7 protein-coding genes and 1 pseudogene are annotated in these 8,688 nt (G+C 41.6%); 4 read left to right on the forward strand and 4 right to left on the reverse strand.

The genetic code is table 11. The features are described 5' to 3' along the window. Positions 1 to 251: 251 nt before the first annotated feature. The 3 genes from AC1P5O_RS15470 to AC1P5O_RS15480 form a co-directional block, all read right to left on the reverse strand. Complete coding sequence (locus AC1P5O_RS15470; protein ID WP_086044059.1) at positions 252 to 452, reverse strand: EAL domain-containing protein; 201 nt, start codon at positions 450 to 452, stop codon at positions 252 to 254. A gap of 89 nt (positions 453 to 541) precedes the next feature. Next, positions 542 to 1,273 carry a Fic family protein gene (locus tag AC1P5O_RS15475; RefSeq protein ID WP_086044058.1) on the reverse strand — a complete coding sequence of 244 codons (732 nt, stop codon included), beginning with the start codon at positions 1,271 to 1,273 and terminating at the stop codon, positions 542 to 544. Positions 1,274 to 1,435: 162 nt separating this feature from the next. Continuing rightward, complete coding sequence (locus tag AC1P5O_RS15480; protein WP_071850179.1) at positions 1,436 to 2,113, reverse strand: cupin domain-containing protein; 678 nt, start codon at positions 2,111 to 2,113, stop codon at positions 1,436 to 1,438. A gap of 199 nt (positions 2,114 to 2,312) precedes the next feature. Between AC1P5O_RS15480 and AC1P5O_RS15485 the strand changes: the two genes are divergently transcribed. Then, a complete protein-coding gene (locus AC1P5O_RS15485; protein ID WP_005172180.1) occupies positions 2,313 to 3,305 on the forward strand; it encodes a Fic family protein in 993 nt (330 codons plus the stop codon). Positions 3,306 to 3,636: 331 nt separating this feature from the next. Here AC1P5O_RS15485 and AC1P5O_RS15490 read toward each other — a convergent pair. After that, positions 3,637 to 4,538, reverse strand: a pseudogene (locus AC1P5O_RS15490) (LysR family transcriptional regulator). Between the two features lie 118 nt (positions 4,539 to 4,656). Here AC1P5O_RS15490 and AC1P5O_RS15495 point away from each other — a divergent pair. The 3 genes from AC1P5O_RS15495 to AC1P5O_RS15505 all read left to right on the forward strand — a co-directional run bounded on the left by AC1P5O_RS15495 (position 4,657) and on the right by AC1P5O_RS15505 (position 8,658). Beyond that, on the forward strand, positions 4,657 to 5,985 hold the full coding sequence (locus AC1P5O_RS15495; RefSeq protein ID WP_005251177.1) for an MFS transporter: 1,329 nt from the start codon (positions 4,657 to 4,659) through the stop codon (positions 5,983 to 5,985). Between the two features lie 31 nt (positions 5,986 to 6,016). Further along, complete coding sequence (locus AC1P5O_RS15500; protein WP_086044057.1) at positions 6,017 to 7,540, forward strand: M81 family metallopeptidase; 1,524 nt, start codon at positions 6,017 to 6,019, stop codon at positions 7,538 to 7,540. A 329-nt stretch (positions 7,541 to 7,869) separates the two neighbouring features. Next, a complete protein-coding gene (locus tag AC1P5O_RS15505) occupies positions 7,870 to 8,658 on the forward strand; it encodes an efflux RND transporter periplasmic adaptor subunit (protein ID WP_499006329.1) in 789 nt (262 codons plus the stop codon). Positions 8,659 to 8,688: the final 30 nt, after the last annotated feature.

Below are 8,688 nucleotides of genomic sequence, written 5' to 3' on the forward strand. Positions count from 1 at the left end.
TTGTGCCATTTTTCTTTATACTGTCACTTAGGCAGGCTGGACACTTGATTTCTAGAGTTATTCGCATTTCTCTATTTTATCAAAATCCAACCTGCTTTTTTTCAGCATACTTTTTGAAACACCACCCCTATTTCTACTAAAGGAGTATATTAGACCTCTTGCGAAAGTATTATTTTTGACTATTTTAGACTTTTATATTTATTTAAAAATCAACGCTTATCACTGATTAAATTTTGACTAACGCAAGAGGTCTATTTTAGTTGTAAGTTCTCTAAAATTGCAGGTTTCGCATAATAATATCCTTGTAAAAGATCACATTTATGTTGTTGGAGTAGGATGGCCTGTTCAAAAGTTTCTACGCCTTCAGCTACAACTTCCAGATTAAGTTGTTGAGCCAAATGAATAATTGATGTAGTGATAGCCTCATCTTGTTGATTTGAATAGCCACAAATTTCTTATACACTTTTTAGTTAGGTAAAATGGCTAATTAACGAGGTATTTATAAGTAGTGGTAACCAATCAAGACACCGCTCAAGCTGCTTTAAATACCTAATACTAGCTGATAGGGTTTAAATCCTTCTAATACAGTTTCTGAAACTAACTGAGTAAAAGCTTCAGTTTTTCCATAAGCTATCCATTGATCTAAAACTTCATAGTAAGCCAAGCGATTTTCAACAGTTATAACACATGGTGGATAACCAGCTTTCAGCAATTCGAGGTTCATCAATAGACGTGATGTACGCCCATTTCCATCAATGAATGGATGGATACCCACAAAATCTGCATGTACTTTAGCTGCACGTTCTATGGGATGAAGCTTATGTGCCTCCGAATTGTACCAATCGACTAGCTGAGCCATCTTGTCTTTGAGTAATGTATAGTCGAGTGGGGTAGTTGTAGCACCCGAAATCAATACATTTTGTTGGCGATAACGACCAGCATTCTCATCATCAATATTTTTTAGAATGAGCTGATGAATATTCCTAATTTGCCATTCAGAGAAAGGTTCTTCTTTTCGAATAATATCTTCAACGTAATAAATTGCATTTCTATGGTTGATTGCTTCGAAGTGTTCTCGTAATGCTTTACCACCAACAGTTATGCCTTCTAACACGACTTTCGTTTCTAAAAGAGTAAGTGTATTCCCTTCAATTGCATTGGAATGATAAGTCCAACGGACGACAAGATCTTCTTGTAAATTTTTGACAATTGATGGAGAGAGAGGGCGATGTTGATCTAATTTTTTCTTTAAATTATCAATAGTTTCAAACATAACCTTATCCTTCAATTTGTCTTAGTCGATAATACATGAAAAAAGAAATATCAGAAATGTAGTGATATATCATTACATTTTGTACTGATTTTAAAAGTATTAACTGGACAGCTTCCAGTATTCTAGACACAAGACAGCCTTATTCTGAAGATACATTATTGTTCATTTCACCCATACATCTATGGCATGTTGTAGATGACCAGTTTTGACATAAAGCGTTGCGCCTGATGGACCTGCCTGAAATTTAGCAGCACTATTGATGGGAAGACGGACCCATGAACCTGCTGGATATATTTCAGTGCCGCAAAATAATTGACCTTTGATAATTAGCAACTCAATCCCTTGTTCTGATTTCTCTACGAAAATTTGATCAGGTTTTAGCTTTTCTAAATAGGTCTGCTCATGTTCCGATTGAAATAACGGGCATATCATCCGATGTTCGGTAAGCTTCCAATTCGCTAGCTCATGGGTATTAATCCGGGTTGGTTCTCTCTCATGTTCAGTCATTTGCATCAGTTTCACAAAGATTAAACAACCTGCTTTACTGGAAACCCGATGAGTTGAACGATGGGGGTTACGTAAATACCAGCCTGCTGGATAATCATCTTCAGCATTCTCGGTAAAAATGCCTGACAAGATGAGGACTTCTTCACCCAAAGGATGTTGATGTTCAGGAAAGGCAGATTCTGGTGCGTATTTCACAAGACTACTTGCACGTGCTTTCTCATCGCCAATACGATCAAGCATCATTCTATCGACTTCACCTCCTGGAGATTTCACCCAATGGTAATCTTCTGGTTTGATGATGACGGGTTGTGAGAAGTCGGCATGAATAAACATAATGCTGTCCTGTAATGAAGAAACCTAAGTATTTTAACGAGAATGCATAGGTTTATTTTAAAAGAAATAGCGATTAGTTAGCTCACTGTTTCAGAAAAGATAAGCATGTTAATAGCAGATATTACTCACTAAGCTATGAAATATTAATATTTTAGAGTTTAATCAACTGTGCTTTGTTTTTACATCAATGAGGAATGGCATGAAATATCAACCGCCTTATACGATCACCTCTAAAATTATTCACTTGATTGCACAAATTAGTGAATCAATAGGGCGTTTGACTGCATTAACCCAAATCCAAGATAGCCTTAAATTGCGAAAAGCCAATCGTATTCGAACGATTCAAGGGTCTTTAGCAATTGAAGGGAATACCTTGAGTACAGAGCAAATCACCGCAATCCTGAATGGCAAGACCATTATCGCTCCACCTAAAGAAGTGCAAGAGGTACGTAATGCCCTAAAGGCATATGAAGAAATTCAAGATTGGAATCCTGATCAAGAATCGCATTTGCTTAAAGCACATCAAATATTGATGACAGGACTGATTGATGAGGTTGGACAGTATCGCCATAGTGGTGTGGGTGTGATGTCAGGGGATCGGGTCGTGCATATGGCTCCGCCTGCGAATCAAGTTCACCGTTTAATGGGAGAATTATTGCATTGGTTGGCTGAGGGTAATGAGCATCCATTAATTCAGAGTTCAGTATTTCATTATGAATTTGAGTTTATACACCCATTTGCTGATGGCAATGGGCGGATGGGGCGTTTATGGCAAACTTTAATCTTAAGCCAGTGGAATCCTATTTTTCTCAACATCCCTGTAGAAAGCTTGATTTATCAAAACCAAAAAGCTTATTACGATGCACTGCAAGCGAGCACAGATCGTTCAGATTCTGCACCTTTTATTGAGTTTATTTTGCAGATGATTCTAGATGCAATACTTAGTTCTGATGCCAGCGATCAAGATACCGCTCAAGCTAACGTACAAGTTAGCGATCAAGTTAAACGTCTCATCCAGAATATGGAGCAGAAAGAATATAGCTTAACTGAGCTTATGGCTCTATTAGACTTGTCCCATCGAGCCACATTCCAAAAAAATTATTTAACTCCAGCATTAGAAGCAGGTGTGATTGAACGTACCCTTCCTGATAAGCCTAAGAGTCCTAAGCAAAAGTACAAATTAAAAAATTGAACTGTACTGAAGTTGATGTGATTATTAATATCATAACGAGCTAATTGAAATGTTATAACATTACATTTATTTTTAGGTGTAATTTGCTGCTATAATGCCGTACGCCACTTCAAATCCTCAATTCGGATTTGAACAAGATTTTAAAGTGATTCAATGCACTAAATCTAATTTGGGTCAAAATTGGGTCAATGAATTTTTTTATTCAATAAAAGAGCTTTAAAATGAATGAGTTAGGTTTTGAGTTCAATTGACGCCACCTCCACCAAAATTCTTGTTATAAATCAACCACTTATCTAAGTGGCTTTTTTATTACCTAAACTTTATAAGCGATTTAAAAGATCAAATCAAAACTAGAACGAATACGCTCGATTAATAAATGCTTCGACTCTGACAAATGAGTGTTTTTACGAACCATCAATTGGGTCTGAGCCGTATTGCACAGCTCGGAATCAAGAGTTAAGGCAACGGCCTGACCTTCTTTTACTGCATCTGCAATATCTGCATAGCGCATGGCGGAAATCCCATGTCCAGCCACCACATAATTTTTTAAGGCATAAATAGAATTGGTGGCCAGGCTAATATTCAGGTTCACTTGTAAGCGCACCATTTCACTGTCGAGTAGCTGACGAAAACCATGCCCCACAGGCATTAAGGCAAATTTATAGGCTGAAATTTCAGATAGGCAGGAACAGCTAGAATAAAAGGTTCTGTTTTATGGGCAATGGTGCTGATGTCTGTATGAAATGGGGGGTTATACGCAAGTCCAATATGCGCTAGGCTGTCCACGATATGTCGTACTACATGCTGGGCACTCATTAATTCTAACTGGATTTCAAGATTTGGATATTTATGGTGCACATGTCGAAGTACATCATAAATCATGTGTTGCATATAACTTTCACTTGAAACAATGTTCACTTTGCCAAGTTGAGAAGATTGCAGCTGAAATAAACTGTCAAATAATTCATTTTCACGATTCTTATTTTCCTTAAAATACTCAAGTACCAGATAGGCGGCTTCAGTCGGAATAATATGCCGTCCCTTACGTTTGAACAGGTTTATTTTTAATTCTGATTCAAAGAGTTGAATTTGTCGGCTCATGGCGGACTGTTCAATATTCAGGATATCTGCCGCTTTGCGCATCGAGCCAAACATCATCACCGTATAGAAATAACGCAAACGCTTTTCATTGATTCCGTTCAGTGGCGCAAGGAATTGCAAGTTTCTGTCCATAAAAACTCTGATGCTTTTAAAGCATCAGTATGCCTAATAAATTACATTGTTATCAAGTCAGGAGCATGCTTACATTGTTTTTGAACAATAAGAAGATCTAGATAAAAAGGAGTTTTAGATGGATTTAATGACCTCCCGTCAACAACGGTTAGACCAGATTTACAAGAAAGTGAGCTGGCGCCTGCTGCCATTTTTATTGCTATGTTATTTCTTTGCTTATCTGGACCGGATCAATATCGGATTTGCCAAGTTGCAAATGCAGCAGGAATTGGGTTTTAACGATGCAATTTATGGCATGGCAGCCGGCATATTCTTTTTAGGTTATGTGCTGTTTGAAGTGCCAACCAACCTGTATTTTGAAAAAGTCGGCGCCAGAAAAACCATTACCCGCATCATGATTTTGTGGGGCCTGACCTCCATGTCGATGCTATTTGTCACCACCCCGCAGATGTTCTATGTCTTGCGCTTTTTACTAGGTGTATTCGAAGCCGGTTTTGCCCCGGGCATGATTTTCTATCTGACCTATTGGTATTCCGGTGCACGCATGGCACGTGTGATGGCGATCGTCATGCTGGCCGGGCCACTCGCTGGTATGTTAGGTGCACCATTATCCACGCAAATCATGAGTACTTTTCATCAGATTTATAATCTTTCTGGCTGGCAATGGTTATTTTTATTGGAAGCTGTGCCAACCGTGCTGTTGGGCTGCGTAGCATACTTTTATTTAACCGATCATCCTTCACAAGCAAAATGGCTGTCTCAAGAGGACAAAGCCTTATTGGTAAAAGAAATTTCACAGCATCAGTCTGCAACTGGTCATAGCAATTTTAAAGCGGTGTTGAAGGATCCCTGGATCTATTTCATGGCCTTGGCCTACTTCACCATTATCTGTGGGATCTATGCGATTGGTTTCTGGCTGCCATCTTTATTGAAATCGGGCGGTATCCAGAATTTGCAGATGATTGGCTGGCTGGTGGCGATTCCATATTTATGCGGTGCAATTTTCATGATCATTTTTGCCCGCAGCTCGGACAAATGGCAGGAACGGAAATGGCATTGTGTAGTGCCTACGGTATTGGCCGGAGTCAGCTTGATGTTGTCGGTGATCAGTGCGAATTTCCTGCTGTCCTTTATTGCGATCTGTACCGCAACGGCCTTTATGTTTAGTGCCTATACCATTTTCTGGTCGATTCCATCGAAATACTTAAGCGGTAGTGCGGCAGCAGGCGGAATTGCCCTGATTAACAGTATCGGATTACTCGGTGGTTTTGTCAGTCCAAATATTATGGGCATGGCGCAGTCAATGACCGGTTCCATGCTGGCAGGCTGGTTCACGATTGCTGTGATCATGATGCTCGGAGGCACTTTCCTGATCTATGCCTTCAGACTGAAAAAGCAAGTTGTTTCCCAGCAAGTAACACGCGCTGCCTTAATCGTCGATAAATAATCAATCATGCAGCATAGGAAGGATTCAAGATATGAAGAAAATCATCATTGCGGGCTTTCAACATGAAACCAATACCTTTGCCCCGACCAAAGCAAGATATGTGGGTTTTGTCCAGGGCGGGGGATTTCCTCCGCTTAGCCGCGGCGCAGATGTCCTGAAATTTCGGGAACAGAACATTCCGATTGGCGGTTTTATTCAACAAGCAGAACAATTCGGTTATCAACTTTTGCCGGTAATCTGGGCTGGCACTTCACCTTCAGCGCATGTAGAGCAGGACACTTACCAACGGATCTGTGATGAAATTATTGCAAGCATCCAGCAGCATCCGGCAGATGCGGTGTATCTGGATCTGCATGGTGCCATGGTTAGTGAACAGGTGGATGATGGTGAAGGGGAATTGTTAAGACGGGTTCGTGAAGCAGTCGGGTCGGACATTCCGGTAATTGCCAGTCTGGATTTCCATGCCAATGTCACGCAAGCGATGTTTGCTCATAGTGATGCATTGATTTGCTATCGGACTTATCCGCATGTAGATATGGCCCAAACTGGACAACGCTGTGCCCAACTGCTGAATCAAATATTCGAGGGCAAAAAACTGTATAAGAAAATGTACAAGCTACCGTTTTTGATTGCGTTGAATGCACAATGTACCGAGCTGGAACCTACCCAGTCTTGTATGAATTTACTCGAACAGCTAGAACAAAATAATCCTGTCCAGATGAATTTTACGCCGGGTTTTCCGGCGGCAGATTTTGAGGAATGTGGCGGTTGTATCTGGGGCTATAGTGAAAACGCTGAGCAGTTAGATCAGGCCATGCAACGCTATATCGACCATGTGCTGCAACAAGAAGCGCATTGGAATATGGATTTTTTATCACCAGATCATGCCGTGCAGCAGGCAATTCAACTTTATCAACAGCATTATTCGGCCAAACCCGTGGTGATTGCCGATACTCAGGACAATCCGGGAGCCGGTGGTGATTCGAATACGACCGGGATGTTATCGGCGCTATATCGACATCCGGTTAAAAATGCATTGATTGGCCTCATTGTCGATCCCGCGGTGGTGCAACAAGCCTATCAGTTTGAGCTTGGTCAGCATTTTTATGCGCAACTGGGTGGAACATCGGGTATTGTCGGGGATGCCCCATTTAGCGCTGAATTTAAAATCAAAGCCTATAGCGATGGAAAATTCAGCTATGGCGGACCCATGATGCATGGCGTTGAGGCGGATATCGGCCCGAGTATATTACTGGAAATAGACGGTATTGAAATTGCAGTCAGCTCTTACAAAGCCCAGTTGCTCGATCGTAATATGTTTAGAATTTTTGGTGTTGTGCCTGAAGATAAATCAATTATTGTAGTGAAAAGCTCGGTACATTTTCGTGCAGATTTTCAGGACATGGCGGCTGCCATTTTAGTCGCAAAAGCGCCTGGGGCCATGAAAGCAGACCCGAATGACCTGCCTTGGCAAAAGATTGAGCCTGATAGACGACTCGTGCCAATGGGCGAAAGTCTGGCGCAGCGTGATCAGCCATTGCGTCGTACGGTCTAATATTTAACTAATATTCAATTAACACCCAAACGATTGAACAGGCAAGCTCTATCATGATCTAGCCTGTTTTTTGATCACATCTCCATTTCCTTAAACTTAATACAATTTTCTGTTACTTGATTCCGTGTCTGGATCTGCCATAGATGAACTTGACTGACACCGACTTAAGCTAGCTCAAAAAAGTGGACAGGAACTCAACATTCTTTTCAAACTCAACAAAATACCTATAATTCCAATTAGAAACTTGTTGTAAATTAAACCTTAGGAAAAAAACAAATACAGTTTTGACTTTCTTATTTCAAATTAGACGAATCAACCGGAGATTCTCATTGCGCGCTGCCCGCTATAAAATTTTGCTCATTATCGTATTGCTACTGGCAGTAGGGTTTGCTCTATTTCGCTGGTGGCAGGGGCCAGTGGTGCCTAGTTATACGCTGAGTGCCATGCCGCTGGTACAAAATGTTGTTGCGACCGGACGTGTTGCGACAGTCTCACGTGCCCAGGTAGGCAGTGAAATTAGTGGTGTGGTTCTGCAACGTCTGGTGCAGGAAGGCGATCAGGTTAAACCGGGTGATCTGCTAGTGGTATTGAAATCGGATGAATTGCTGGCCCAAGTCAGACAGGCCGAGCTGGCATTGACCGAATTGGCAAGCAGCCGACGGCCACAGGCTGCAGCAGAACTGGCCAGTGCCAAAGCCCAGCTGGAGCAGGCCAGCCGAGAAGCAGCACGTAGACGTAATGCAGAAGCCGGCATCCTGTCGAGGGAAGAGGTCGAACAGGCTGTGGAAGCAGAAAGAGTCGCGCGTAATAATTATGAGACAGCCCGGGTAAAAGCATCCGCATTGGCTGCGGGTCAAGTCGAAGAAGCGTCGCTTCGGGAACAGCTTGCAGTGGCACAGGCTCAACTGGCCAAAACCAAGATTCGGGCGGCGGTCGCTGGCACAGTGCTGACACGCGATGTCGAGCCAGGTGATCTGGTTCAGCCGGGACAAACTTTATTTACCATTGCGTTAACAGGGAATATAGTCAAACTACTTTATTATCCATACAGGATTCGAAAAAAACTCGAAATAATTCATCGACTGAGTCGATCAACCATTCTTTACGCTTACGTTTAACCCATGCCCACATCTGTTCTATAGGATTTA

It is taken from the genome of Prolinoborus fasciculus (assembly GCF_056724605.1).

Bases quoted from the DNA above. Each gene is read 5' to 3' on its own strand.
- AC1P5O_RS15475 (WP_086044058.1), bottom strand. From the start codon at position 1,273: ATGTTTGAAACTATTGATAATTTAAAGAAAAAATTAGATCAACATCGC.
- AC1P5O_RS15480 (WP_071850179.1), bottom strand. From the start codon at position 2,113: ATGTTTATTCATGCCGACTTCTCACAACCCGTCATCATCAAACCAGAA.
- AC1P5O_RS15485 (WP_005172180.1), top strand. From the start codon at position 2,313: ATGAAATATCAACCGCCTTATACGATCACCTCTAAAATTATTCACTTG.
- AC1P5O_RS15500 (WP_086044057.1), top strand. From the start codon at position 6,017: ATGAAGAAAATCATCATTGCGGGCTTTCAACATGAAACCAATACCTTT.
- AC1P5O_RS15495 (WP_005251177.1), top strand. From the start codon at position 4,657: ATGGATTTAATGACCTCCCGTCAACAACGGTTAGACCAGATTTACAAG.